Here is a 24,380-nt window from a genome sequence, read left to right on the forward strand (position 1 = left end):
TGGTGGGTGAGGTGGGCGGTGCGCGAGGGCGCACTCGGCGGTCCCGCCTGCGGACGTGCTTGGTCCGGCGGGTCGAGCCTCGAAGGGCGGTGGTGCCGCTGGTGCGCTCGCGCAGCGCGGCCGGCGGAGAGCGGCTAGCGCGTGGGCGCTCGGTCGGGTCGGCGGATCAGGATGTCTCCCCAGTTGGATCGGGCGCGGAGCTCGACGGTGCTCTCGTCGGCGCCCGGTGCATCCGATGGCGTCAGCATGTTTCGCACCGAGCCGTGCTCGCTCGAGACGTCGAGCCACGCGGCGGTGGCTTCGCCGATGCCGACCTCGATCGTGCCGTAGCCGGTCTCGAGCTGCGCTTCGCCGCCGTCGATGCGTTCGACGACGATCGCGCCGTAGGCGCTCTTGGCGGTGACCCGGCCGCGGGCGTTCTGGATCATGATGTCGGCGTGCGCGCCATGCACGGTGAGCGCGCCGGTCACCTCGCCGATGGTCGTGGTGCCGTTCGGGTTCTTGATGACGGCCTCGCCCGCGAGCTCGCGGATGCGGATGCTGCCGGCCGGCGTGTTGATCTCGACCGCGCCGGTCGCCCGACCGATCGTGACCCCGCCCGCGGGGGTGCGCACCGTGACCCGCTCGGCCTCGTCGATGCGCACATCACCCGAGCCCGTGCGATAGCTCACGGCGCCGAGGGCGCCTTCCGTGAGAAGCCGGCCCGAGCCCGAACTGCCGTGCAGGTCCGACCCCTCGGGCACCTCGATGGTGACGTCGACGGCGCCGGAGTTGCCGAACGGGGCGAGCATCCGCCAGCTCTTGGCCGTGTGCACCGTGAGCACGTCGCCGACCAGCTCGATCTGCGCCTCGGCCGCGGCCTTGACGTCACCGGCCTTCTCGGGGCGCAGCGGCACGATCGTGACGACGGTGTCGGTGCGTTCGCTCGCGACGACGCGCAGGTCGCTCCAGGCGAGGTCGACGTCGAGGGCGATGGGTCGGGGAGTGTCGAACGTGGGCATGAGTGCCTCCTTCGAGGAGTGACGGTCAGCGCACCCAGCCGGTGACGCGGTTCGCGTCGCCGCCGGCGGGTGTCGAGGATTCGGGGCGCCGCGCGGGGGCGGGCTCGACGGCGGCGGCGATCGCGCGCACGAGCCAGGTGTTGACGGAGACGCCGTCGCGCGACGCGGCCAGCTCGACCTGGGTCTTGAGCTGGTCGGGCAGACGGAGCGTGGTGCGGCTCGTCGACGTCTCGTCGAACGCGATCGAAGCGGATGCCTCGGGCCGGGCCTCGGCCGGCACGACTTCGTCCGCGGCGCGGAACGCGGGCGGCACCGCTGCGGTCACGATGAACTCCGGGTCGCGCCCGCGGAGTCGGACGTCGACCGAACCCGGCGCGAGTTCGGCGGTGATCTCCGCGGCGGCCGCGGTGAGGGCCTCGAGGAGCATGAGGCGAGCGGATGCATCGAGCGGGGCCGTGAGGCGCTGCGCGAGCTCGGTCGCCTGCTCGCCGCCGGCCTCGGCCGCGATCGAGAGTTGGCGCTGGAGTTCGTCGACGTATCCCGTGAGGTCCATGACACCATGGTGACACCACCATGGTGTCATGTCAAGAGAAGTGGTGTCAGAAAATCAGAAAAATGGTGTCACGAGTGGTGTCACTGCGTCGACGGGCTTAGCGCAGCGTCGACGGGTTCAGCGCAGCGTGCGACGCGCCGAGATCTGGCCGGTGTCGAAGCCGAGCAGGTGCAGGCCGCCGTGGAAGCGGGCGTGCTCGACCTTGATGCAGCGGTCCATGACCACGGTGAGCCCCTGCTCCTCGCCGTAGTACGCGGCCTCCTCGTTCCAGATGCCGAGCTGCACCCAGATCGTCTTGGCGCCCGCCGCGACGACGTCGTCGACGACGCTCGGGATGTCGCTCGCGCGGCGGAAGACCACGACGATGTCGGGCACCTCGGGCAGATCCGCGAGGCTCGCGTATGCGGGCTCGCCGAGGATCTCGGTCGCGTTCGGGTTCACGAAGAACAGGCGGAAGTCGCTCGACTGCTGCAGGTACGTGCCCACGAAGTAGCTCGACCGGGTCGGGTTCGGCGACGCGCCGACGATCGCGACCGACTTCGCGGCGCGCAGGATCGCGAGCCGCTGCTTCGCGTCGGGCCCGGCCCACGTGCGCTGGCTCTTCAGCAGCTTCGCGAGCGGCGAGCTCGCGGGCAGCGAGCACGAGAGCCCGTTCACGAGCCTGATGGTCTCGGTCTCCTCCGAGGCCGTCGTGCCCGGGTCATCCGTCACCTGGTCCGTGAGGACCGCCGCCGAAGCATCCGTCGTGGTCATCGTGCGCCTCCCGTCGCGATCGTGAGCGCCTGGTCGAGATCGTAGATGATGTCCTCGGCGTCTTCGATGCCGACCGAGAGCCGAACGACGCCCGGGCCGACGCCCGCGTCCACGAGCTGCTGTTCGGTGAGCTGCGCGTGCGTGGTCGACGCCGGGTGGATGATGAGCGTCTTCGCGTCGCCGATGTTCGCGAGGTGGCTCGCGAGGTTCGCCGACTCGATCAGCGCCTGCCCGACGGCACGCCCGCCCTTGACCTCGAAGCTGAACACCGAGCCCGGTCCCTTCGGCAGGTACTTCTGCGCCCGGCCGTGGTGCGGGTGGTTCGCGAGCCCCGCCCACCACACGTGCTCGATGCGCGGGTCGGCCTCGAGCCACTCGGCGACCGTGCGTGCGTTGTCGACGTGCGCCTGGATGCGGTACGGCAGGGTCTCGACGCCCTGGGCGAGCAGGAACGCGGAGTGCGGCGCGAGCGCCGGGCCGATGTCGCGCAGCTGCTCGGCGCGGAGGCGCGTGAGGAACGCGTACTCGCCGAAGTTGCCCGACCACTCGAGGCCGCCGTAGCTCGGCACCGGCTGGCCGAACAGCGGGAACGTGTCGGAATGCCAGTCGAACCGGCCCGACTCGACGACCACGCCGCCGAGCGTCGTGCCGTGCCCGCCGAGGAACTTCGTCGCCGAGTGCGTCACGATGTCGGCGCCCCACTCGATCGGACGGTTCAGATAGGGCGTCGCGATCGTCGAGTCGACGATGAACGGGATGCCGTGCGCGTGTGCGACGTCCGCGAGCGCCTCGAGGTCGGCGATCTCGCCCGACGGGTTCGCGATGGTCTCGACGAACAGCGCCTTGGTCTGCGGGGTGATGGCGGCCGCGTAGTCGGCGGCGTCGGCGCTGCGCACGAACGTCGTCTCGACGCCGAAGCGGCGGAGCGTGACATCCAGCTGCGTGATCGACCCGCCGTAGAGGTTCGCCGACGCGACGATGTGGTCGCCCGACCCGGCGAGCGACGCGAACGTGATGTACTGCGCCGAGAGGCCGCTCGCGGTCGCGACCGCGCCGAGCCCGCCCTCGAGGCTCGCGACGCGCTCCTCGAAGCTCGCGACCGTCGGGTTCTCGAGCCGCGAGTAGATGTTGCCGTACTTCTGCAGCGCGAACCGCGCGGCGGCGTCGGCCGTGTCGTCGAACACGAACGCGCTCGACTGGTAGATCGGGAGTGCGCGGGCGCCCGTCGCCGCATCCGGGATGTTCCCGGCGTGGATCGCACGCGTCTTGAAGCCGTATTCGCGGTCTGCCATGCCTCTCACGCTACCGTTCGTGACGCGCCCGCCCGCGCGCGTGACGTCACGTGAGGCAACGGATGCCCCGCCCCCACCAGGAGCGAGGACGCGAATCGTCGCTCGGCGTCCCGCGAAGCGACCATTCGCGACCCCGCTCGGGGTGGGGTGAGGGGTGCGGGTGCGTGGGGTTCACGGAAGGAGGTCGGAGGTCGTCACGACCTCGGCGAAGCCGCCGCCCGCGAGATTCACCGCGGTCGCGCGCGAGAGCTCGGCCGCACTGAGCCGCAGGCCGCCCGGGCCTTCGAGGTCGAACGTGTGCGTCGCGTCGATCGGCAGCACGACGCGATAGCCGAGATTGCCGGCCATGCGCGCCGTCGTCTCGACGCACATGTTCGTCTGGATGCCGCAGACCACGAGCTCGTCGATGCCGCGATCGCGCAACCACGCGTCGAGGTCGGGGTCGCCGTAGAACGCCGAGTTGACGTGCTTCGTGACGAACAGGTCGTGCGGCGCATCGGCGACGACCGCTTTCAGCGCGTTCCCCGGTGTGCCCGGCGCGAGCGGCGACCCCGGCGAACGCGAGTCGTGCCGGACGAGCACGACCGGCCGCGAGGCATCCGTCCATGCCGCGACCAGGCGGCCGATGTTCGCCTCCGCGTCGGGAGTGTCACGCGGTCCCCATGCGGGGTCGTCAAAGCCCTGCTGCACGTCGATGACGATGAGGGCGGCGGTGTCCGAGAGCTGCATGCTTCCATCCTGCGCCGCGCACGCGAGTACCGCGACGGGGTCGGCGGCCGTTCGACGCACGGATCCTGCCGACTAGGCTCGCCGCATGATCCTCGAGCATGCGATCCTGCCCGTCATCCCGGGGCGGGAGGCGGCGTTCGAGGCCGCCTTCGCGCAGGCGCGCGGTCTCATCGCCTCGATGCCCGGATTCGTCGACCTCCGGCTCTCGCGCTCGATCGAGTCGCCGAACGAGTACCTGCTGCTCGTGCAGTGGGAGTCCGTCGAGGCGCACGAGCGCGGGTTCCGGGGCTCGCCCGAGTACGAGCGGTGGCGCGAGCTGCTGCACCACTTCTACGAGCCGTTCCCGGTGGTCGAACATTTCGCCGAGGTCGCGCGCGCCTGATCGCCCACCCGGGCCGGCAGAGCTTCCGGCGCTGCACAGGCCGTGATCAGGGCGGCGCGATACACTCGCTGGAGGTCGCCGGTGGGCGGCCCCGGACGAGGGAACCCAGTACCCGGCACGCGACAAGACTGGCACTCAAGAAGGAGTGATCAGTCATGGCGTGGATCGTACTCATCGTGTCGGGTGTCCTCGAGGCCGTGTGGGCCACGGCGCTCGGCAAGTCGGAAGGCTTCACGAAGCTCTGGCCGTCGGTCGTCTTCGGTGTCGCCCTGATCGCGAGCATGCTCGGCCTCGCGTGGGCGATGCGCGACATCGCGACCGGCACCGCCTACGCGGTCTGGGTCGGCATCGGCGCGGCGCTCACGGTCGTCTGGGCGATGATCACGGGCGACACGGATGTCTCGTGGGCGAAGATCCTGCTCCTGCTGGGCCTCGTCGGCTGCATCGTCGGCCTCAAGCTCGTCGACACCTCCCACTAGCCCGCCGGCGCGACTCCTCGCGCGTCGGTCGACTGGTCGTTCGCCGCCACAGCGAGATACCACCCGTAGCCCGTCGCGAGCCCGCCCGCGACGCCGATCAGCGCTCCGCCCAGGATCAAAGCGGGATGCCCCAGCCAGCTCACGATCGGGTACCCCGATCGATCGAGTCCGAGCGCCGCGAGCGCGGCCAGCACCATCAGCGCGAATCCGATGCTCTGCGCAGCCACCCCCGCCCCGATGAGCACCGGCGGGGTGTTGGTTCGGGTGCTTCGCGTCATCAGCTCGCTCCTTCATGTCAGTCAAGTCTGGCTCGTACAGCATATTGATATGGCGGATCTCATGTCGGCCACCCGGCTCGTCCCTGTGGATTGCCGCGTGTAAGAAATTCTTGACATGGTGTCGAGTATCACTGACACTGGAAGTGTCAAGAATTCTTGACATCGAGTCGGGTGGGAGCGGAGCGGACATGTCGTACGAAGAGAAGGGCACGTGGCAGTACCTGCTGATCTCGATCGCCGGGTATGTCGTCTACCTCGCAATCGTGCTGCCGCGGCTCGCGGCGACGCCGGTCGGCGAGGTCGACTACATCGGGCCGATGCTCTGGACCATCGTCGGCGCGATCGTCGCGGCGATTGTGCTGCGCATCCTCGTCGAGATCGTGTGGTCGAGCGACGAGCACCGCGGCGACCAGCGCGACCGCGACATCGCGAGGGCGGGGGATCGCGTCGGCTACGGGTTCCTCGTCGCGGGCGCGATCGGTGCGCTCGTGCTCGCGTGGCTCGAAGCGGACTGGTTCTGGATCGCGAACGCGCTCTACCTCGGATTCGTGCTCATGGCGCTCGCCTCCGCGACCGTGAAGCTCGTGGCGTACCGCCGAGGGGGCATCCAGTAATGGTCAAGCCCACGAAGGTCACGAACTCGATCCGCGCCCTGCGCTTCGCGCACGGCGAGCTGACTCAGGCCGAGCTCGCCAAGCGGGTCGGTGTCACCCGTCAGACCATCATCGCGATCGAGCAAGGGCGGTACTCGCCGACGCTCGAGCTCGCGTTCCAGATCGCGCACGTCTTCGGCACCGCGCTCGACGACGTGTTCCAGTACCCCGAGGAGTGACCATACTCGCCGCCGTGATCGAACGGTACGGACCGCCCGAGGTCGTCCACCTCGCCGAGCGGCCGACGCCTGAGCCCCGAGCCGGGCAGATCCGGGTGCGGGTCGGCGCCACCACCATCGGCCCGTCCGACTCCGCCTTCCGCAGCGGGACGCCCTGGTTCGCGCGCCTCTTCTCAGGCCTGGTGCGACCTCGCCAGCAGGTGCTCGGGTCCGACTTCGCGGGAACCGTCGACGCCGTCGGCGCCGGCGTCACCCGCTTCGCGCTCGGCGACCGGGTGTACGGCGCGACGGGCGCCGCGAGCGGGGCGCACGCCGAGCTCGTGGTGGTCGCGGCCGACGGTGCCGTGCAGCCCATCCCGCCCGGCGTCTCCGACACCGATGCGGTCGCGGTCATCGACGGGTTCCTCACGGCGCTGCCCTTCCTGCGCGACGTCGGTCACGTGCAGCCGGGGCACCGGGTGCTGATCAACGGCGCATCGGGCGCGGTCGGCTCGGCCGCCGTGCAGCTCGCGCGCTGGATGGGGGCCGACGTGACCGCGGTCACGAGTACGCCCAATCTCGAGCTGGTGCACCGGCTCGGTGCCGCGCACGCGATCGACTACACCGTGGCGGACTTCGCCGACGCCCGCGACGCCTATGACGTCGTCTTCGACGCCGTCGGCACGCGCTCGTTCGGCCGGGTGCGGCGTGCGCTCACCGCACGCGGCGTCTACGCGACGACCGTGCCGAGCTTCGGCCTGCTGTTCGCGATCCTCGCCACGCGGGTCGTGCGCCGCCGGCGTGCGGCGGTCGCCTTCACGGGGCTGCGAGCGGATGCCGCGAAGCGTGCAGATCTCGAACTGCTCAGCCGACTCGTGGCCGAGGGTGAACTCGTGCCCGTGGTCGACCGCACGCTGCCCATCGCCGACATCGTGGCGGCGCACGCCCGCGTCGATTCGAGGCACAAGGTCGGCGCCCTTGTGCTCACGCTGGTCGAGTAGCGCCAGCAGGGGTCAGCCCCAGCTCGGCAGCCAGAAGTGCAGCCGCCGGAACGTCTCGTCGATCGGCATGGCCGACCAGATCGGGTAGAACCACGCCGAGATCGCGACCGCCCAGAGCAGGAACACGACAACGATCGCGATGCCGCGCTCACGGCGCCAGGCGGGGTCGCTCGGCCGCCCGAGGACGATCCCGATCACGATCGCGAGTCCGAGCACGAGATACGGCTGGAACACGATCGAGTAGAACTGGAACACCGTGCGGTCGAGGTAGAGCAGCCACGGCAGATAGCCTGCCGCGAGGCCGAGCAGCGTCAGCCCGACGGCCCACTCCCGGTAGCGCACGAGACGGTAGACGAGATAGCCGGCCGCGACGGCCGCCGCCCACCAGATGAGCGGGTTGCCGATGCCCATGATGGACTCGACGCAGCCGTCGCCGCAGCCGTCGACCTCGCGGTAGTACATGTTCGTCGGCCGGATCATGAACAGCCAGGTCAGCGGGTTCGATTGCCAGGGGTGGTCGCCGTGCACCCCGAGATGGAACGAGTAGGCCGACTGGTGGTAGTGCCAGAGGCTCTGCAGCCAGGTCGGCACCCATGCGAGCGCCCCGGTCGCGGCGTTGCCGGGCTGCTCGGCCCAGTGCCGGTCGTAGCCGCCGTCGGTCACGAGCCAGCCGGTCCACGATGCGAGGTACACGACCGCGGCGACGGGCACGAACAACAGGAACGTGACCGGCCCCTGCTTCAGCACCGCGCCCGTGGCCCAGAACGACACCCCGGCCCGGCGGCGCGCGAGCGCATCGACGATCACGAGGTACACGCCGAACGCGGCGAGGAAGTACAGCCCCGACCATTTGACGGCCGTCGCGGCGCCGAACGCGGCACCCGCGGCGACCACCCACGGCCGTGCCCAGAGCGCGGGACCGTATGCGGGCGCGCCGTCTGGCGACCGCCCGCCGGCGAGCCGGCGTTCGAGCAGGGCGCGGCTGCGATCGCGGTCGAGGACGACGAACCACACGCCGATGAGGCACAGCAGCATGAGCCAGGTGTCGAGCAGCGCCACTCGCGACATGACGATCGCATTGCCGTCGATCGCGAGCAGCAGACCCGCGATGACGGCGGCGACGGTCGTCCCGGTGAACCGCCGGGCGAGGAGCGTGACGATGAGCACGGCCACGGTCCCGGCGAGGGCGGTGGAGGCGCGCCACCAGAAGGCGTCGCCCGCGCCGAACGCGGCCATGCCGAGCCCGAGCAACCACTTGCCGAGCGGCGGGTGCACGACATAGCTCGGCGCCTCGTTGAAGATGCCGGTGTCGCCCGCCGCGAACTGCTCGTCGGCGTCGTCGGGCCAGGTCGTCTCGTAGCCGTGCTGCCACAGCGTCCAGGCGTCCTTGACGTAGTACGTCTCGTCGAACACGAGCTGCTGCGGGTGCCCGAGATTCCAGAACCGCAGCACGGCCGCGATGAGCGTCATGACGATCGGCGCACCCCAGTACCAGAGCGCGCGTCGCCGCGGATCGGCGAGCACGCGCGCCCACCAGGCGTCGAGTCGCGTGCCACGCGGGCCGGATGCCTCGGGCTGGCCGGATGCCTCGGGCTGGCCGGATGCCTCGGGCTGGCCGGATGCCTCGGGCTGGCCGGATGCTTCGACCGGGCCGGATGCCTCTGGCGACGGCCCGGCAGCGGGACCCGGCACGCGCGCCTCGGCGGCCGGATCTGCGTTCATGCGCCCCACCCTAGGCCAGACTTGACCGCATGATCATTCTCGCGGCGACCCCGATCGGCAACCTGGGGGACGCATCCGCCCGGCTCCGGGAGGCGCTCGAGGAGGCCCGGGTCGTCGCCTCGGAGGACACGAGGGTGACCCAGCGCCTGCTCGCCGGGCTCGGCATCGCCAACCGGCCGCGACTCATCGCGCTGCACGAGCACAACGAACGCCAGAAGGCCGGCGAGCTCGTCGAGCTCGCGCGCGACACCGACCTGCTCGTGCTCACCGATGCGGGCATGCCGACGGTCTCGGACCCGGGGTTCCCGCTCGTGCAGGCGGCGATCGCGGCCGACGTCGAGGTGACGGCGATCCCCGGCCCGTCTGCGGTGCTCACCGCGCTCGCCGTGTCCGGCCTGCCGACCGACCGGTTCGCGTTCGAGGGCTTCCTGCCGCGCAAGGCGGGGGAGCGGAGCCGTCGTCTGACCGAGCTTTCCGGCGATCGCCGGACCCTCGTCTTCTTCGAGGCGCCGTCACGGATCGCCGCGAGCCTCGAGGCGCTCGCCGACGCGTTCGGCCGCGACCGTCCCGCCGCGGTCTGCCGCGAGCTCACGAAGCTGCACGAGCAGGTGCGTCGGGGTCCGCTCGCCGAGCTCGCCGAGTGGGCCGCCGGCGGGGTTCGGGGCGAGATCTGCATCGTCGTCGGTGGGGCCGCGGCCGAGGCATCCGACCCCGACGCCGCGCTCGCGCGCGTCCAGGCGCTCGCCGCCTCCGGCACCCGCCTGAAGGACGCGGCCGCACTGGTCGCGGCCGAGACCGGGCTCGGCCGACGCGACCTGTATGAACGTGCCCTCGCAGCGAGATCTTCGTCTCCGTCCGCGTAGGCCCCGGTTCCCGAACGTCGAGTGGGTCGCCCAGGGGGCACCTTCCGCGCGGCCTCGGCGCGCACCGCCCTCGCGAGATCACGGGGATCGCGTCGGTGAGCCCGCCCACTCGGCCTGACCCGGCCCGCGCTTGCATCCCGACACGCGCCGCACGTGACCCCGCGCGAGCGGATCACGCAACCGGGTGCCGCGCAGCGTGATCAGGCGGACAATGAGACCACGCCACGCACCCAAGTGACGGCAGCGACGTGGAGGTGGCACATGTCACACGCGGTCCGATACTCCCGGTCCGGCGGGCCCGAGGTGCTCGAGGTCGTCGAGGTTCCAACGCCTGAGCCCGGTGCCGGCGAGGTGCTCGTCGAGGTCTTCGCCGCCGGGCTCAGCCCGGTCGACAGCGTCGTACGACAGGGCAGGCACGCCGAACGCTGGCCGGTGACGTTCCCGGCGGCGGTGGGCCGCGAGCTCGCCGGAGTGGTGATTGCGACCGGCTCGCGCGACTCGCGGTTCGGCCGGGGCGACGAGGTCATGGGGTTCGTCGAGGGCGGCGCGCAGGCCACGCACGTCGTGGTCCCCGAGCAGCAACTGGTCGCCAAGCCCGCAGGCCTCTCCTGGGAGGTGGCCGGGTCGCTCCACATCGCCGGCACGACCGCGTGGACGGCGGTCGAGGGGCTGCGGCTCGGTCCGGACGACACGGTCGTCATCACCGCCGCCGCGGGCGGGGTCGGATGCCTCGCCGCGCAGTTCGCCCGGTTGCGGGGCGCGACCGTGGTGGGCACGTCGGCCGAGGCGAGATTCGACTTTCTCCGGCAGTTCGGCGTGATCCCGCTCGCCTACGGGCCGGGCCTCGCCGATCGCGTCCGTGCCGTCGTGGGCGGACGGCCGATCGGCGGGTTCCTCGACTTCCTCGGCGGCGAAGCCGGCGCGGCCGTGGAGCTCGGTGTGCCGGGTCCGCGGATCCTCACGACCATGGACTGGGACGCCGTCACCGAACACGGCGCCGTGCACATCGACGCGGGCGACGTCGTGGCGCTCGCGCGCGTCGCGCAGATGGTCTCGGACCGACGCGTGCGGCTGCCGATCGCCGACGTGTTCTCGCTCGACGACGTCGCCGACGCCTACCGGGCGCTCGACCGGCGCGAGGCGCCGGGCAAGATCGTGCTCGGCATGCACACGGTGGACTACCGCGGGCAGCGGGTGCGCGAGCCCGCACTCAAGGAACAGGACGTCACCCTGGGGATCGCGACACCGCACGAGCACATGGAGGTCGAGGAGGCGGTGCCGCCCGCGCTCGCCGACGGCAGTGTGCGGCGCCGGCGGCGAGAAGCCCGTCACGCAGCCGAAGAGGCGGACGAGCGCCCATAGGATTGCACGTATGGCCGACGGCTCCTCGTTCTACATCACGACCCCCATCTTCTACGTCAACGACGTCCCGCACATCGGGCACGCCTACACCGAGGTGGCGGCCGACGTGCTCGCCCGCTGGCACCGCCAGGCGGGCGAGGACACCTGGTCGCTGACCGGCACCGACGAGCACGGCCAGAAGATCCTGCGCACCGCGACCGCCAACGGCGTCACGCCGAAGGAATGGGCCGACCGGCTCGTCGCCGAGGCGTGGAAGCCGCTGCTCGAGACCATCGACATCGCCAACGACGACTTCATCCGCACGACCGACGAGCGGCACGAGGCCAACGTGCAGCGCTTCCTGCAGAAGCTGTACGACGAGGGCCACATCTACACGGGCGAGTACGAGGGGTATTACTGCGTCGGCTGCGAGGAGTACAAGCAGCAGTCCGAGCTCATCGACGGCACCGGGGAGTACGAGGGGCAGCTGGTCTGCGCGATCCACTCGAAGCCGGTCGAGCTGCTGCACGAGAAGAACTACTTCTTCCGGATGTCGGCGTTCGCCGACCGGCTGCTCGCGCTCTACGAGGAGCGACCCGACTTCGTCCAGCCCGAGTCGGCGCGCAACGAGGTCGTCTCGTTCGTGCGGTCGGGGCTCGCCGATCTGTCGATCTCGCGCTCGACGTTCGATTGGGGCGTGAAGGTCCCGTGGGACGAGACGCACGTGGTCTACGTGTGGTTCGACGCGCTGCTGAACTACATCACGGCCGTGGGCTACGGCCAGGACGACGAGGAGTTCGCACGCCGCTGGCCCGCGCAGCACATCGTCGGCAAAGACATCCTGCGCTTCCACGCGGTGATCTGGCCCGCGATGCTCATGGCGGCCGGTCTCGACGTGCCACGCGGGGTCTTCGGGCACGGCTGGCTGCTCGTCGGCGGCGAGAAGATGTCGAAGTCGAAGCTGACGGGGATCGCGCCCGCGCAGATCACCGACACATTCGGCTCCGACGCGTTCCGCTACTACTTCCTCTCGGCGATCCACTTCGGCCAGGACGGCTCGTTCTCGTGGGAGGACCTCGCGGCCAGGTACCAGGCCGAGCTCGCGAACGGGTTCGGCAACCTCGCGTCGCGCGTGGTCGCGATGATCACCCGGTACTGCGACGGCGTCGTGCCCGCGGCGGGCACGACGACGCCGGCCGACGACGAGATCACCGCGGTCGAGCGACGGGCGACGGATGCCTCGTGGCAGGCCATCGACCGTCTCGCGGTGCACGAGGCGATCGCCGCTGCCTGGGAACTCGTCGACGCGTTGAACGGCTACATCACCGCCGAGGAGCCCTGGGTGCTCGCGAAGGACCCCGCGAAGCGGGAGCGACTCGAGACCGTGCTCGCGACCGCGTATCACGGGCTCGGCACGCTCGCCGTGCTGCTCTCGCCGGTGGTCCCGAAGGCGACGGCGAAGCTGTGGACCGCGCTCGGCGCGCCCGGCACCGTGCAGGAGCAGCGCATCGATCGCGCGTTCGAGTGGACCGTGGGCGACCGCGTGGCGCAGCTCGAGGCGCTCTTCCCGCGCGTCGAGGTCACCGAGTGACGCGGTGACCGAGCACCTGCGCACCCGCGGCGACCGGGACGGCAGGGCCGCGGAGTATCCGCCGGCCCCCGAGCCGTTGCCGCTGCCCGTCTTCGACAACCACACGCACCTGGAGATCGCCGACAGCGCGCTGCCGCTGTCGGTCGCGGAGCATCTGGATCGTGCCGCATCGGTGGGCGTCGCCGGCGCCGTGCAGGTCGGCACCGACGTGGCGACCAGCCGCTGGTCGGCCGAGATGGCGGCCCGCGAGCCGAGGCTGCTCGCCGCCGTGGCGCTGCATCCGAACGAGGCGCCCGTGCTCGACGCGGCCGGTGAGCTGGCCGACGCGCTCAGCGTGATCGACGAGCTCGCGGCGCAGCCGCGGGTGCGTGCGATCGGTGAGACGGGGCTCGATTACTTCCGCACGGGGGACGACGGCCGTGCCGCGCAGTTCCGCTCGTTCGAGGCCCACATCGACATCGCGAAGCGCCACGGGCTCGCGCTGCAGATCCACGATCGCGACGCGCACGACGACGTGGTCGCGACGCTGCGCCGGGTCGGCGCCCCCGAGGGCACGGTGTTCCACTGCTTCTCGGGCGGGGAGGAGCTCGCCGCACTCGCCGCCGACGAGGGCTGGTACTGCTCGTTCGCTGGAAACGTGACGTTCAAGAACGCCGAGAACCTGCGCGACGCCCTGCGGGTGCTGCCGCGCGACCGGATCCTCGTCGAGACCGATGCGCCCTACCTGACGCCCGCGCCGCTCCGCGGCCGACCGAACGCGCCCTATCTCGTGCCGCACACCGTGCGCTTCATCTCGGAGGTGCTCGGCATGCCGCTCGACGAACTCTGCGCGCAGGTCGCGTCGAACACGGTCCGAGTGTATGGGTCGTGGCAGGATGAGGCCGTGGGTGGAGAGCGCATCGATGACGGGCGCGAGGGCGCGTGACGGCGCATCAGCACGAGGCCGATCACACGCCGGCGCAGCCCAGGCTGCTCGGGCCGGCTGAGATCCGCGACCTCGCGGAGGTGCTCGGCGTCAGCCCCACGAAAAAGCTCGGCCAGAACTTCGTCCATGACGCGAACACGGTGCGGCGCATCGTGCAGACCGCGGGCGTCGAACGCGGCGACACCGTGCTCGAGGTCGGTCCCGGGCTGGGGTCCTTGACGCTGGGCCTGCTCGAGGCCGGTGCCGACGTGATCGCCGTCGAGATCGACGGCCGGCTCGCCGAGCAGCTGCCGCACACCGTGCGTCTCATGCAACCAGGCACCTCCCTCACCGTGATCCACGAGGATGCGCTGCGGGTCACCGAACTGCCCGGCGCGCCGTCGCGGCTGGTCGCGAACCTGCCGTACAACGTCTCGGTACCGGTGCTGCTCCACCTGCTCGAACATCTCGACTCGCTCACCTCCGGCATCGTCATGGTGCAGGCCGAGGTCGGCTATCGGCTGGCGGCCGAGCCCGGGTCGAAGGTCTACGGGGCGCCGAGCGTGAAGGCGGCCTGGTACGGCGACTGGCGCACGGCCGGTCAGGTCTCGCGCCTCGTGTTCTGGCCGGTGCCGAACGTCGATTCGGTGCTCGTCGGCTTCAAACGCCGCGAGCCACCCGGCACCGAGGCCGAGCGGCGACGCACGTTCGAGCTCGTGGACGCGGCGTTCCAGCAGCGCCGCAAGATGCTGCGGCAGGCGCTCTCGGGTGTGCTCGGCGGCTCCGCCGCCGCTGCGAGCGAGGTCCTTGAGCGTGCCGGCATCGACCCGCAGGTGCGCGGCGAGCAGCTGCGGGTCGGCGAGTTCCTGGAGATCACCAGAGCGCTCGCCGAGCAGCCGGGTCCGCCCGCCCCGGGTCCGCTAGCGTGAACGCATGACGTTCCTGCCGTCCGAGGAAGCGGTGCACGTCCGCGCGCCCGGCAAGATCAACCTCTTCCTCCACGTCGGCGATGCGGGAGCCGACGGCTATCACGATGTCGCGACCGCCTTCCAGGCCGTCTCGCTCTATGAGGACGTGTTCGCCCAACCCGACGACCGCATCTCGGTCTCGTTCACCGGAACCATGGACACGTCGCTGCTGCCGACCGACGGCTCGAACCTCGCGGTGAAAGCGGCCAAGCTGTTCGCCCGCACGACCGGGGTCACGGCGGGCATCCGGCTGGAGATCGAGAAGCATGTGCCGATCGCGGGCGGCATGGGCGGCGGTTCGGCCGACGCCGCGGCGACCCTGCTCGCGTGCGACGCGCTCTGGGGCACCGACCTGCCGAAAGACGCGATGCTCCGCATCGCGGCGAAACTCGGCGCCGACGTGCCGTTCGCGCTCATGGGTGGCACGGCGATCGGTACCGGCCGAGGCGACCGGTTGAGCCCCGCGCTGGGCACCGGACGATTCCATTGGGTGCTTGCGGTGGCGGACTTCGGCCTGTCCACGCCCGCGGTCTACCGTGAGCTCGACGTGCTGCGCGCCGAGCGCCGTCGCGGGGCTCCCGTGTCCACGCCATCGGTCGACGCGGCTGTGCTCCAGGCGCTGCGCGCGGGCGACCCTGCCCGCCTCGCCGAAGCGCTCGACAACGACCTGCAGGCGGCCGCGATCCGGCTCGCCCCCGGGCTCGCCGACCTCATCGATCTCGGCGAGCAGGCCGGCGCGCTCGCCGGGATCGTCTCGGGCTCCGGCCCGACGGTCGCCTTCCTCACCGAGGACTCCGACTCGGCCATCGCGCTGCAGATCTCGCTCTCGGCAGCACGCCTCACGGCCCTGCACGTGCACGGCCCCGTGCACGGCGCCCGCGTCATGCTGCCCTGACGCGGCCTGTGCGGGGCCGTCGGCCCTACGAGCGCAAGACGATGCTGAACGGCTGGTGTGCCGTCGCTGTGCTCTGACCGTAGATGCTCACTTCGCCCGTGGCCTGACCGGCGTGCCAGGGGTCGCGGTGGTTCGAGGCGATCGATGTCGTGATCGTGGTGGTCTCGCCGGTGCACGCGACGGTGTGGCTCGTCACGCCGTCGACGAACGCGTACTCTCCGAACGGCTGGCGCATCTTCACGACGATCGCCGCCGCGGTGCCCGCTTCGCACTGGTACGTGATCGGCACGCTCGCGATCGAGGCGTCGGAACTCGCCACCGTGCCGTCGCCGATGCTGATGGTGGGTGCCGCCGCCTCGGCCGGTTGTGCCATCGCGGCATGCGGGGCGGCGATCACGGCGAGTGCGGAGACACCGATCGCCAGTGCCGCTGCGGCGAAGGACCGCGGAACGCGGCGGGTCGGCTTGATCATGGTCGAACTCCCAAAACGAGGAAACAAATCAGTATATTACTGTAGCTGATTCGCACTGAGTTCGAAATGGTGGCCAGCCACCTGGCCTTGTCGGCTATTCGACCTGCTCGCCGAGCTCGTACCAGCGCAGCTCGAGCTCGGACATCTCGGCCTCGAGGGCGCCGATGCGCTCCATCTCGGCGCCGAGGCCGACGTAGTCGGACTGGTCGTGGTCGGCGAGCGCGGTCTTCGCGGCGTCGATCTGCTCCTGCAGCTTGCCGAGGCGACGTTCGAGTGCGGCGAGCTCCTTCTGCGCGGCGCGCAGTTCGGCGCCGCTGAGCACCGGGCCCGAGGCATCCGTGCCGCCCGAGGCATCCGTCGGCGACGCACCCGCACCGCCTGAGGCGCGCGACCCGCCCTGCTCCTCGAGATTGCGCAGCCGCAGGTATTCGTCGACGCCGCCGGGCAGGTGCCGCAGGCGGCCGCCGAGGATCGCGAACTGCTGATCGGTGACCCGCTCGATGAAGTACCGGTCGTGGGACACGACCAGCAGTGTGCCGGGCCACGAGTCGAGCAGATCCTCCATCGCGGCCAGCATGTCGGTGTCGAGGTCGTTCGTCGGCTCGTCGAGGATCAGCACGTTCGGCTGGTCGAGCAGGATGAGCAGCAGCTGCAGGCGGCGACGCTGCCCGCCTGAAAGGTCCTTGACCGGCGTCGAGAGCTGTGCGCTCGCGAAGCCGAGGCGTTCGAGCAGCTGCCCGGGCGACAGCTCCTGCGCCTTCGAGCCCGAGCCGAACGTGTAGCTCGTGCGGAGGCGCCCGATCACGACCCGCACCGGGTCGTCGAGGTGCTCCTCGAGCTCGTCCATGCGCTGCGTGAGCGTCGCGACCTGCACGGTCTTGCCTCGCTTGACCCGGCCTGAGGTCGGCGCGACCGAGCCGTCGACGAGGCCGAGCAGGGTCGACTTGCCCGCACCGTTCACCCCGAGGATTCCGGTGCGCTCGCCGGGCGCGATGCGCCACTCGACCGGGTGCAGCACCTCGCGCCCGTCATACGAGACGGATGCATCGAGCAGATCCACGACGTCCTTGCCGAGCCGCGACACCGCGAGGGACTGCAGTGCGACGCGATCGCGGATCTCGGGGACGTCGGCGATGAGCGCGTTCGCGGCATCGATGCGGAACTTCGGCTTGGATGTGCGCGCGGGCGCCCCGCGCCGGAGCCACGCGAGCTCCTTGCGCGCGAGATTCTGCCGCCGCGCCTCGATGGCGGCGGACTGCCGGTCGCGTTCCACGCGCTGCAGGATGTAGGCGGCGTAGCCGCCTTCGAACGGCTCGACCGTCCGGTCGTGCACCTCCCACGTGGCCGTGCAGATCTCGTCGAGGAACCAGCGGTCGTGCGTCACGACCAGGAGGCCACCGGCGTTCGCGGGCCAGCGCCGCTTCAGGTGCTCGGCGAGCCACGTGATGGCCTCGACGTCGAGGTGGTTCGTCGGTTCGTCGAGGGCGAGCACGTCGTGGTCGCCGCGCAGCAGCCGGGCGAGCGCGACGCGGCGCCGCTGGCCGCCCGAGAGGGTGCCGAGCTGCGCGTCCCATGGCAGGTCGCGCAGCAGACCGGCGATGACGTCTCGCGTGCGCGCATCGCCGGCCCACTCGTGTTCGGGCTCGTCGCCGACGACGGCGTGGCCCACGGTCTCGGCGTCGTCGAGGGTGTCGGCCTGGTCGAGCACGCCGATGCGGACGCCGCCGCGCACCGTGACCCGGCCCGAGTCGGGGGAGCGGCGGCCGGCGAGCATCGCGAGCAGGCTCGACTTGCCGTCGCCGTTGCGGCCGACGATGCCGATGCGGTCGCCCTCGTTGACGCCGAGCGAGATGGAGTCGAAGACGACCCGCGTGGGGTACTCGAGGTGCAGGGCCTCGGCCCCGAGAAGATGCGCCATGTCCCTTCAAGGGTAGATGCCCGGGACGCGCTCGAAGCTTCCGGGCGACTTGAGCGGATGCGACGAAGGATCTGTGACGGACTATGACCGTGGGGTCCGAGTGCTGGAGATTCTTCACGTATCGTGGACGAGCACGCGATCGCGGCAGCCTCCCCCCAAAGACGACCCTCCGGGGTGTCCGTGCTGCCCTCGAACCCATCAGGTCCCGATCGCTCACCCATGAAAGGAACACCATGACCCGCGCCTCACGCACCGCATCAGCACTCGCCGCCTTCGCGGCGGTCCCGCTCCTCGTCGCCGGCCTGGCCGGCTGCGCCACCAACGGCGGCACCGCTGCCGAGGGCGGCGACGACGTCGTGCGCATCGGCGTCGTCGGCAAGTCCGACCCGCAGTGGGCCGCGTTCGAGGAGGCCGCGTCGGCCGAGGGCATCGAGATCGAGCTCATCGACTTCGCCGACTACGCGCAGCCGAACCCGGCGCTGAGCGAGGGCGAGCTCGACCTGAACCAGTTCCAGCACATCGTGTACCTCGCCGACTACAACGTGAACGCCGGTGAGGACCTCACGCCGATCGGCTCGACCCAGATCTACCCGCTCGGGCTCTACTCGACGCAGTACGACTCGGTCGAGGACATCCCCGAGGGCGCGACGGTCGCGATCCCCGACGACCCCGCGAACCTCGCGCGCTCGCTGCTCGTCCTGCAGTCGGCCGGGCTCATCGAGCTCGAGGGCGAGGGCTCGATCTTCTCGACCATCGCCGACGTCGACGTGGCGAACTCGAAGGTCCAGGTCACGCCGCTCGAAGCATCGCTCACCCCGACGTCGCTGCCCGACGTCGCTGCCGCGATCATCAACAACGACTTCGTCGAGGACGCGGGCCTCACGTTCGAGGACGCGATCGCGCAGGACGACCCGGCCGACCCGAACGCGCTGCCGTACGTGAACATCTTCGCGGCGCGTGCCGAGGACAAGACCAACGAGACCTACCTCAAGCTCGTCGAGATCTTCCAGACCAACGCCGAGGTGCAGGCCGGCCTCGACGAGGCGTCGGGTGGCACCGGCGTGTCCGTCGAGATCCCGGTCGCGGAGCTCGAGGCGTCGCTCGCCGACGTGCAGGCCGACACCGAGGCGCAGGGCTGACCCCCACGCAACCACGCGACCCGTATGCCGGGCGGTGCGAGATGCTCGCGCCGCCCGGTTACGCACGTCCAGGAGGAGGAGACGCATGGCTCTCGTGAGCCTCGCGAACGTCACCAAGTCGTACCCGGCGGCCGATCGATCGGCACCGCCGGTCGTCGCCGTCGATGACGTCACGCTCGACATCGAGCAGGGCGATGTGTACGGCATCATCGGCTACTCGGGCGCCGGCAAGTCCACGCTCGTGCGGCTCGTGAACGCCCTCGAGCCCGCGACGAGCGGCTCGATCGTCGTCGACGGGCGTGAGCTCACCTCCCTCGGCGAGCGCGAGCTCCGCGGCATCCGACTCGGCATCGGCATGATCTTCCAGCAGTTCAACCTGTTCGATCAGAAGACCGTCCGCGGCAACATCGCCTATCCGCTGAAGATCGCAGGCTGGTCGCGTGCCGACATCGACGCGCGCGTGACCGAGCTGCTCGCGTTCGTGGGGCTCTCCGACAAGGCCAAGGCGTACCCCGAGCAGCTGTCAGGCGGCCAGAAGCAGCGCGTCGGCATCGCGCGTGCGCTCGCGACCCGGCCGAGCATCCTGCTCGCCGACGAGGCGACGAGCGCGCTCGACCCAGAGACCACGCACGAGGTGCTCACCCTCCTCCGCCGCGTGAACGAGGAACAGGGCGTGACCATGATCGTGATCACGCATGAGATGGATGTCATCCAGACGATCGCCACGAAGGTCGCCGTCATGGACGGTGGCCGCGTCATCGAGCGCGGCGACGTGTTCGACGTCTTCTCCAAACCGAGGCATCCGGCCTCGCAGCGCTTCGTCTCGACCGTCGTGAAGGGCATCCCCTCGCCGGCCGAGCTCGCGGTGCTCCGCGAGCGCCACGCCGGGCGCATCGTCACCGTCTCGTTCCGCGACGGCGACGCCTCGCAGGCGCGTGTCTTCCTCGACCTGGCCGAGGCCGGCGTCGAGTTCGAACTCGTCTACGGCGGCATCAACGACATCCGCGGTCGCGCGTTCGGGCACCTCACGCTCGCGCTCCGCGGGGCGGAGCCTTCCATCGACAGCGCGCTCGCCAAGATCCGCACGCACGCCGAAGTGGCCGAGCCTGCCGACGTGACCGGACCGGAGGCGCGCTGATGGAGCGACTCTTCGAGCTCTCACCCCAGTTCTGGGAGGCCGCGGGCGAGACCCTGTACATGGTCTTGCTCACCATGCTGTTCGGTGGCCTGGGCGGCCTGCTGCTCGGCGTCGGGCTCTACGTCTCCCGGGCCGGCAGCCTGATGCCGAACCGGGCCGCGTACAACGTGCTGAACGTGCTGATCAACTTCTTCCGCCCGATCCCGTTCATCATCTTCATCGCCGCCATCCAGCCGGTCACCCGCGCGGTCATCGGCATCGGCATCGGCACGAACGCGGCGATCTTCGCGCTGTCGCTCGCGGCGTCGTTCGCGATCGGCCGGATCGTCGAGCAGAACCTGCTCACCGTGCGGCCCGGGGTGATCGAGGCCGCCAGGTCGATGGGCGCCGGGCCCTGGCGGATCCTGCGGACCGTCGCCATCCCCGAGGCGCTCGGGCCGCTCATCCTGGGCTACACGTTCATCATCATCGCGGTCATCGACATGACCGCGATGGCCGGGTTCATCGGGGGTGGCGGGCTCGGCTACTTCGCCCAGCTCTACGGATACCGCCAGTTCGAGCCGATCGTGACGTGGGCCGCGGTGCTGCTCATCGTCGTGTTCGTGCAGATCGTGCAGTACCTCGGCAACTGGCTCGCCCGCAAGGTGCTCCGCCGCTAGCCCGCCCCGCCCCGCCCGCCCCGCCCGCCCCGCCCGGCCCCGCCCCGCCCCGCCCGCCCGCCCTCCGTCGAGTGATGACGAAACGGCAAGAACGAGGGCCCATTCCGGCATCATTCGGGCCGTTTCGTTAACACTCGAGCGGGGGACGGGCGGGGACGGGCGGGGACGGACCGGGGGACCGGCGGGGGACGGACCGGGGGACGGCGGGGAGGCGAGGGTCAGTCGAAGCCGAGGCTGAGTTTGCGCAGAAGCCCCGCGAGGCGCTTCTGTTCGGCGGCGGGGAGGCTCGCGAGCAGCTCGGCCTCGGCATCGACGAGTCGCGTGATGGCGGCGTCGACACGCGTGAGGCCGGCGGCGCTCATCTCGACGAGGATGCCACGGCCGTCGCGCGGATCGGTCTGGCGTGTGACGAGTCCGCGCAGCACGAGCCGGTCGATGCGGTTGGTCATCGTGCCGCTCGACACGAGGGTCTGCTGGAGCAGCGACTTCGGCGAGAGCCGGTACGGCGTCCCTGCCCGGCGCAGCGCCGAGAGCACGTCGAACTCCCACGACTCGAGCTCGGATCGCGCGAACGCCTGCTTGCGCGCGCGGTCGAGATGCTTCGACAGCCGCGCGACGCGCGACAGCACCTGGAGCGGTGCGAAGTCGAGGTCGGGACGCTCGCGCTCCCAGTCCTCGACGATGCGGTCCACCTCGTCAGCTGCGGTCATCCGTTCATTATCGCGGCGCCGCGGCGTCGCGCGAGCCAGTCCGTGAGGACGACATTCGTGGCGGGCGACTCCGTGAGGACGACATTCGTCCAGAAATCGGTCGCCGTCTCGACGATTGTCGTCCTCACGCGATTCGGTGCGGCTGCCAGGCCGGGTCCCAAGGCTTCGGCCAGCTGACGGGTGCCGGGGCGTGGCAGACTTGAGGGCGCGCTCGCGCGAGCCCTGCTCGCAGCGTTCGCGGTCCGCCATGGTGTAACGGCAGCACGACAGCCTTTGGAGCTGTGAGGACCAGGTTCGAATCCTGGTGGCGGAGCATGACCGATGGGAATCTCGCGATCATCGTCCTCGCCGCAGGCCAGGGCACCCGCATGAAGTCCGCGACGCCGAAGGTGCTGCATCAGCTCGCCGGCGCGCCGATCGTCGCGCACGTGCTCGCGACCGCGCGAGCGCTCGACGCCGCGCGGGTCGCGGTCGTGGTCAGGCACGAGCGTGACCTCGTCGCCGCCGCGGTCTCGGCCGAGCTGCCCGACGCCGTCATCGTCGATCAGGACGAGGTGCCGGGCACCGGTCGCGCGGTCGAGCTCGCGGTCGATGCACTCGACGGGTTCGACGGCGAGGTGCTGGTGCTGAACGGCGACGTGCCGCTGCTCAACGCCGACACCCTGACCCGGTTCCTCGAACAGCACCGCTCCGCGGGCGTGGCGGCCTCCGTGCTCTCAGCGCATTTCGCCGATCCCAACGGCTACGGGCGGATCGTCCGTGGCGCCGAGGGGGGCTTCGACCGCATCGTCGAGCAGAAGGACGCGACCGATCTCGAACACGCGATCGACGAGATCAACGCCGGCGTGTACGCGTTCGGCGCCGCGGCGCTCCGCGACCAGCTCGCCAACCTCACGACCGAGAACGCGCAGGGCGAGAAGTACCTGACTGACATCATCGGCCTGCTGCGCGCGGCGGGGTCCGAGGTCGAGGCGCTGCCGGTCTCCGAGCCGTGGCTCGTCGCGGGCATCAATGACCGGGCGCAGCTCGCCGAGACCGCGGCCCGGCTGAACGCGCTCATCGTGCGCGGCTGGCAGCTGAACGGCGTGACGATCGAAGACCCGGCGACGACCTGGATCGACCTCGCGGTCCGTCTCGAACCCGATGTCACGATCCGCCCCGGCACGCAGGTGAAGGGCACGACCACCATCGCCTCCGGCGCGGTCGTCGGCCCCGACACCACCCTGGTCGACTGCGAGATCGGCGAGGGCGCCGAGGTCACACGGACCGACGCGACGCTCGCGGTCATCGGGGCGGATGCCTCGGTCGGTCCGTTCGCGTACCTTCGCCCCGGCACGATCCTCGATGCCTCGGGCAAGATCGGCACGTTCGTCGAGACCAAGAACTCGCGGATCGGCGAGGGCAGCAAGGTGCCGCACCTCTCGTACATCGGCGACACCGAGATCGGCGTGGGCGCGAACGTCGGCGCCGGATCGATCACGGCCAACTACGACGGCGTGCACAAGCACCGCACGGTGATCGGCTCGCATGTGCGCACCGGGTCGCACGGGGTCTTCGTCGCGCCCGTTACGATTGGAGACGGCGCCTACACGGGGGCCGGCACGGTCGTCCGTAAAGACGTGCCCGCCGGCTCGCTCGCGATCAACGTGGCGCCGCAGCGCAATATCGAGGGTTGGGTCGAGCAACACCGACCGGGCACCGCGGCCGCAGATGCGGCGACGGCGGCACGGCAGGCCGAGGCGACCGAGGTCGACTGACACCGCGCCGGGCTCCGGCGGGAAGGACTGCACACATGGCGGCAATCGAGACCACCGGATCCAAGCGACTCGTCCTCGTCTCGGGGCGCGCGCATCCCGAGCTGGCCGAGCAGATCGCGGCCGAGCTCGGCAGCGAGCTCGTGCCGACCGACGCACGCACGTTCGCGAACGGTGAGCTCTACGCCCGCTACGACGAGAGCGTGCGCGGCACCGATGCGTTCGTGATCCAGTCGCACGCCGCACCGATCAACGAGTGGCTCATGGAGCAGCTCATCATGATCGACGCCCTCAAGCGCGCCTCTGCGAAGCGCATCACGGTGGTCTCGCCGTTCTACCCGTACGCCCGGCAAGACAAGAAGGGGCGCGGCCGCGAGCCGATCTCGGCGCGTCTCGTCGCCGACCTGTACAAGGCAGCAGGCGCCGACCGCATCATGTCGGTCGACCTGCACGCCGCACAGATCCAGGGCTTCTTCGACGGCCCCGTGGACCACCTGTTCGCGATGCCCGTGCTGCTCAACCACTTCAAGGAGCAGCTCGACCCCGCAACCCTCACCGTCGTGTCGCCCGACATGGGCCGCGTGCGCGTCGCCGACATCTGGAGCGACAAGCTCGGCGCGCCGCTGGCGATCATCCACAAGCGCCGCGACCCGCTCGTGCCGAACCAGGTGTCGGTGCATGAGATCGTCGGCGAGGTCAAGGGCCGGGTGTGCCTGCTGGTCGACGACCTGATCGACACGGGCCGCACGATCGTGAAGGCCGCCGAGGCGCTCAAGGCCGCCGGTGCGCTCGGCGTCGTGGTCGCCGCGACGCACGCGGTGTTCTCGAACCCCGCGACCGAGATCCTGCAGTCCGACTTCATCGACGAGGTCGTCGTCACCGACACGCTGCCGCTGCCCGAGGAGAAGCGCTGGGACCGGCTCACCATCCTGCCGATCGCCCCGCTGCTCGCGCGGGCCATCCACGAGGTGTTCGAAGACGGCTCGGTCACCAGCATGTTCGACGGAGCCGCCTGACCCGCTGCGGC

26 protein-coding genes, 1 tRNA gene and 1 riboswitch are annotated in these 24,380 nt (G+C 70.7%); of the genes, 17 read left to right on the forward strand and 10 right to left on the reverse strand.

Features of this window, described 5'->3' with window-relative positions; all coding sequences use genetic code 11:
- Positions 1-134: 134 nt before the first annotated feature.
- From QU602_RS05195 to QU602_RS05215, 5 genes are all read right to left on the reverse strand, one after another.
- Positions 135-1,001 (reverse strand): DUF4097 family beta strand repeat-containing protein, encoded by an 867-nt coding sequence (locus QU602_RS05195; RefSeq protein WP_308799157.1) that lies wholly within the window; start codon positions 999-1,001, stop codon positions 135-137.
- A gap of 25 nt (positions 1,002-1,026) precedes the next feature.
- Entirely contained in the window at positions 1,027-1,554 is a 528-nt protein-coding gene (locus QU602_RS05200; RefSeq protein WP_308799158.1) for a histidine kinase, read from the reverse strand.
- A 117-nt stretch (positions 1,555-1,671) separates the two neighbouring features.
- Entirely contained in the window at positions 1,672-2,190 is a 519-nt protein-coding gene (locus QU602_RS05205; protein ID WP_373692913.1) for a CoA-binding protein, read from the reverse strand.
- Positions 2,191-2,303: 113 nt separating this feature from the next.
- Complete coding sequence (locus QU602_RS05210; protein ID WP_308799160.1) at positions 2,304-3,599, reverse strand: O-acetylhomoserine aminocarboxypropyltransferase/cysteine synthase family protein; 1,296 nt, start codon at positions 3,597-3,599, stop codon at positions 2,304-2,306.
- Positions 3,600-3,770: 171 nt separating this feature from the next.
- Positions 3,771-4,328, reverse strand: a complete 558-nt coding sequence (locus QU602_RS05215; protein ID WP_308799161.1) for a cysteine hydrolase family protein — start codon at positions 4,326-4,328, stop codon at positions 3,771-3,773.
- Positions 4,329-4,413: 85 nt separating this feature from the next.
- Between QU602_RS05215 and QU602_RS05220 the strand changes: the two genes are divergently transcribed.
- Both QU602_RS05220 and QU602_RS05225 read left to right on the forward strand, forming a co-directional pair.
- On the forward strand, positions 4,414-4,710 hold the full coding sequence (locus QU602_RS05220) for an antibiotic biosynthesis monooxygenase family protein (protein WP_308799162.1): 297 nt from the start codon (positions 4,414-4,416) through the stop codon (positions 4,708-4,710).
- Between the two features lie 70 nt (positions 4,711-4,780).
- Positions 4,781-4,846, forward strand: a riboswitch (guanidine-III (ykkC-III) riboswitch).
- Positions 4,847-4,865: 19 nt separating this feature from the next.
- A complete protein-coding gene (locus tag QU602_RS05225) occupies positions 4,866-5,189 on the forward strand; it encodes a DMT family transporter (protein WP_308799164.1) in 324 nt (107 codons plus the stop codon).
- On the opposite strand, the gene QU602_RS05230 is transcribed toward QU602_RS05225, so the two are convergent.
- Positions 5,186-5,467, reverse strand: a complete 282-nt coding sequence (locus QU602_RS05230; RefSeq protein WP_308799165.1) for a hypothetical protein — start codon at positions 5,465-5,467, stop codon at positions 5,186-5,188. The genes QU602_RS05225 and QU602_RS05230 overlap by 4 nt on opposite strands.
- 188 nt (positions 5,468-5,655) lie before the next feature.
- Here QU602_RS05230 and QU602_RS05235 point away from each other — a divergent pair, with 188 nt between their 5' ends.
- Genes QU602_RS05235 through QU602_RS05245 form a run of 3 tightly spaced genes read left to right on the forward strand, consistent with a single transcriptional unit; the run spans position 5,656 to position 7,279 of the window.
- Positions 5,656-6,081 carry a hypothetical protein gene (locus QU602_RS05235; protein WP_308799166.1) on the forward strand — a complete coding sequence of 142 codons (426 nt, stop codon included), beginning with the start codon at positions 5,656-5,658 and terminating at the stop codon, positions 6,079-6,081.
- Positions 6,081-6,299 (forward strand): helix-turn-helix transcriptional regulator, encoded by a 219-nt coding sequence (locus tag QU602_RS05240; protein WP_308799167.1) that lies wholly within the window; start codon positions 6,081-6,083, stop codon positions 6,297-6,299. Before QU602_RS05235 ends, QU602_RS05240 begins: the two co-directional genes overlap by 1 nt.
- Before the next feature lie 14 nt (positions 6,300-6,313).
- Complete coding sequence (locus QU602_RS05245; protein WP_308799169.1) at positions 6,314-7,279, forward strand: NAD(P)-dependent alcohol dehydrogenase; 966 nt, start codon at positions 6,314-6,316, stop codon at positions 7,277-7,279.
- A gap of 12 nt (positions 7,280-7,291) precedes the next feature.
- Here the strand turns inward: QU602_RS05245 and QU602_RS05250 are convergent, their stop codons facing one another.
- Positions 7,292-9,001 carry a dolichyl-phosphate-mannose--protein mannosyltransferase gene (locus tag QU602_RS05250; protein WP_308799170.1) on the reverse strand — a complete coding sequence of 570 codons (1,710 nt, stop codon included), beginning with the start codon at positions 8,999-9,001 and terminating at the stop codon, positions 7,292-7,294.
- A 29-nt stretch (positions 9,002-9,030) separates the two neighbouring features.
- Between QU602_RS05250 and rsmI the strand changes: the two genes are divergently transcribed.
- The 6 genes from rsmI to QU602_RS05280 all read left to right on the forward strand — a co-directional run bounded on the left by rsmI (position 9,031) and on the right by QU602_RS05280 (position 15,563).
- Positions 9,031-9,864 (forward strand): 16S rRNA (cytidine(1402)-2'-O)-methyltransferase, encoded by an 834-nt coding sequence (gene rsmI / locus QU602_RS05255; RefSeq protein ID WP_308799171.1) that lies wholly within the window; start codon positions 9,031-9,033, stop codon positions 9,862-9,864.
- Between the two features lie 261 nt (positions 9,865-10,125).
- Positions 10,126-11,226, forward strand: coding sequence for an NADP-dependent oxidoreductase (locus QU602_RS05260; RefSeq protein WP_308799172.1), 1,101 nt, complete (start codon positions 10,126-10,128; stop codon positions 11,224-11,226).
- Positions 11,227-11,236: 10 nt separating this feature from the next.
- A complete protein-coding gene (gene metG / locus QU602_RS05265; RefSeq protein ID WP_308799173.1) occupies positions 11,237-12,796 on the forward strand; it encodes a methionine--tRNA ligase in 1,560 nt (519 codons plus the stop codon).
- Between the two features lie 4 nt (positions 12,797-12,800).
- Positions 12,801-13,721 carry a TatD family hydrolase gene (locus QU602_RS05270; RefSeq protein ID WP_308799175.1) on the forward strand — a complete coding sequence of 307 codons (921 nt, stop codon included), beginning with the start codon at positions 12,801-12,803 and terminating at the stop codon, positions 13,719-13,721.
- Positions 13,718-14,629, forward strand: a complete 912-nt coding sequence (gene rsmA, locus QU602_RS05275) for a 16S rRNA (adenine(1518)-N(6)/adenine(1519)-N(6))-dimethyltransferase RsmA (protein ID WP_308799176.1) — start codon at positions 13,718-13,720, stop codon at positions 14,627-14,629. Before QU602_RS05270 ends, rsmA begins: the two co-directional genes overlap by 4 nt.
- 4 nt (positions 14,630-14,633) lie before the next feature.
- Positions 14,634-15,563 carry a 4-(cytidine 5'-diphospho)-2-C-methyl-D-erythritol kinase gene (locus tag QU602_RS05280; protein ID WP_308799177.1) on the forward strand — a complete coding sequence of 310 codons (930 nt, stop codon included), beginning with the start codon at positions 14,634-14,636 and terminating at the stop codon, positions 15,561-15,563.
- Positions 15,564-15,588: 25 nt separating this feature from the next.
- Here QU602_RS05280 and QU602_RS05285 read toward each other — a convergent pair whose 3' ends face one another.
- Together QU602_RS05285 and QU602_RS05290 are read right to left on the reverse strand one after the other, a co-directional pair.
- Entirely contained in the window at positions 15,589-16,035 is a 447-nt protein-coding gene (locus QU602_RS05285; protein WP_308799178.1) for a hypothetical protein, read from the reverse strand.
- A 94-nt stretch (positions 16,036-16,129) separates the two neighbouring features.
- The gene (locus QU602_RS05290; RefSeq protein ID WP_308799179.1) at positions 16,130-17,953 is read right to left on the reverse strand and encodes an ABC-F family ATP-binding cassette domain-containing protein; all 1,824 of its coding nucleotides are present in this window, start codon (positions 17,951-17,953) and stop codon (positions 16,130-16,132) included.
- A 233-nt stretch (positions 17,954-18,186) separates the two neighbouring features.
- Here QU602_RS05290 and QU602_RS05295 point away from each other — a divergent pair, with 233 nt between their 5' ends.
- The 3 genes from QU602_RS05295 to QU602_RS05305 all read left to right on the forward strand — a co-directional run bounded on the left by QU602_RS05295 (position 18,187) and on the right by QU602_RS05305 (position 20,889).
- Entirely contained in the window at positions 18,187-19,092 is a 906-nt protein-coding gene (locus QU602_RS05295) for a MetQ/NlpA family ABC transporter substrate-binding protein (RefSeq protein WP_308799180.1), read from the forward strand.
- Positions 19,093-19,177: 85 nt separating this feature from the next.
- Positions 19,178-20,230, forward strand: a complete 1,053-nt coding sequence (locus QU602_RS05300) for a methionine ABC transporter ATP-binding protein (protein ID WP_308799182.1) — start codon at positions 19,178-19,180, stop codon at positions 20,228-20,230.
- Entirely contained in the window at positions 20,230-20,889 is a 660-nt protein-coding gene (locus tag QU602_RS05305; RefSeq protein WP_308799184.1) for a methionine ABC transporter permease, read from the forward strand. Before QU602_RS05300 ends, QU602_RS05305 begins: the two co-directional genes overlap by 1 nt.
- A gap of 218 nt (positions 20,890-21,107) precedes the next feature.
- Here the strand turns inward: QU602_RS05305 and QU602_RS05310 are convergent, their stop codons facing one another.
- Entirely contained in the window at positions 21,108-21,599 is a 492-nt protein-coding gene (locus QU602_RS05310) for a MarR family winged helix-turn-helix transcriptional regulator (protein WP_308799185.1), read from the reverse strand.
- A gap of 241 nt (positions 21,600-21,840) precedes the next feature.
- Between QU602_RS05310 and QU602_RS05315 the strand changes: the two genes are divergently transcribed.
- The 3 genes from QU602_RS05315 (at position 21,841) to QU602_RS05325 (ending at position 24,369) form a co-directional block, all read left to right on the forward strand.
- A tRNA-Gln gene (locus QU602_RS05315) sits at positions 21,841-21,912 on the forward strand.
- Position 21,913: 1 nt separating this feature from the next.
- The gene (gene glmU, locus QU602_RS05320) at positions 21,914-23,356 is read left to right on the forward strand and encodes a bifunctional UDP-N-acetylglucosamine diphosphorylase/glucosamine-1-phosphate N-acetyltransferase GlmU (protein ID WP_308799186.1); all 1,443 of its coding nucleotides are present in this window, start codon (positions 21,914-21,916) and stop codon (positions 23,354-23,356) included.
- Positions 23,357-23,391: 35 nt separating this feature from the next.
- Positions 23,392-24,369, forward strand: coding sequence for a ribose-phosphate diphosphokinase (locus QU602_RS05325; protein WP_308799187.1), 978 nt, complete (start codon positions 23,392-23,394; stop codon positions 24,367-24,369).
- Positions 24,370-24,380 lie beyond the last annotated feature (11 nt).

It is taken from the genome of Agromyces protaetiae (assembly GCF_030866785.1).
Classification (GTDB): domain Bacteria; phylum Actinomycetota; class Actinomycetes; order Actinomycetales; family Microbacteriaceae; genus Agromyces; species Agromyces silvae.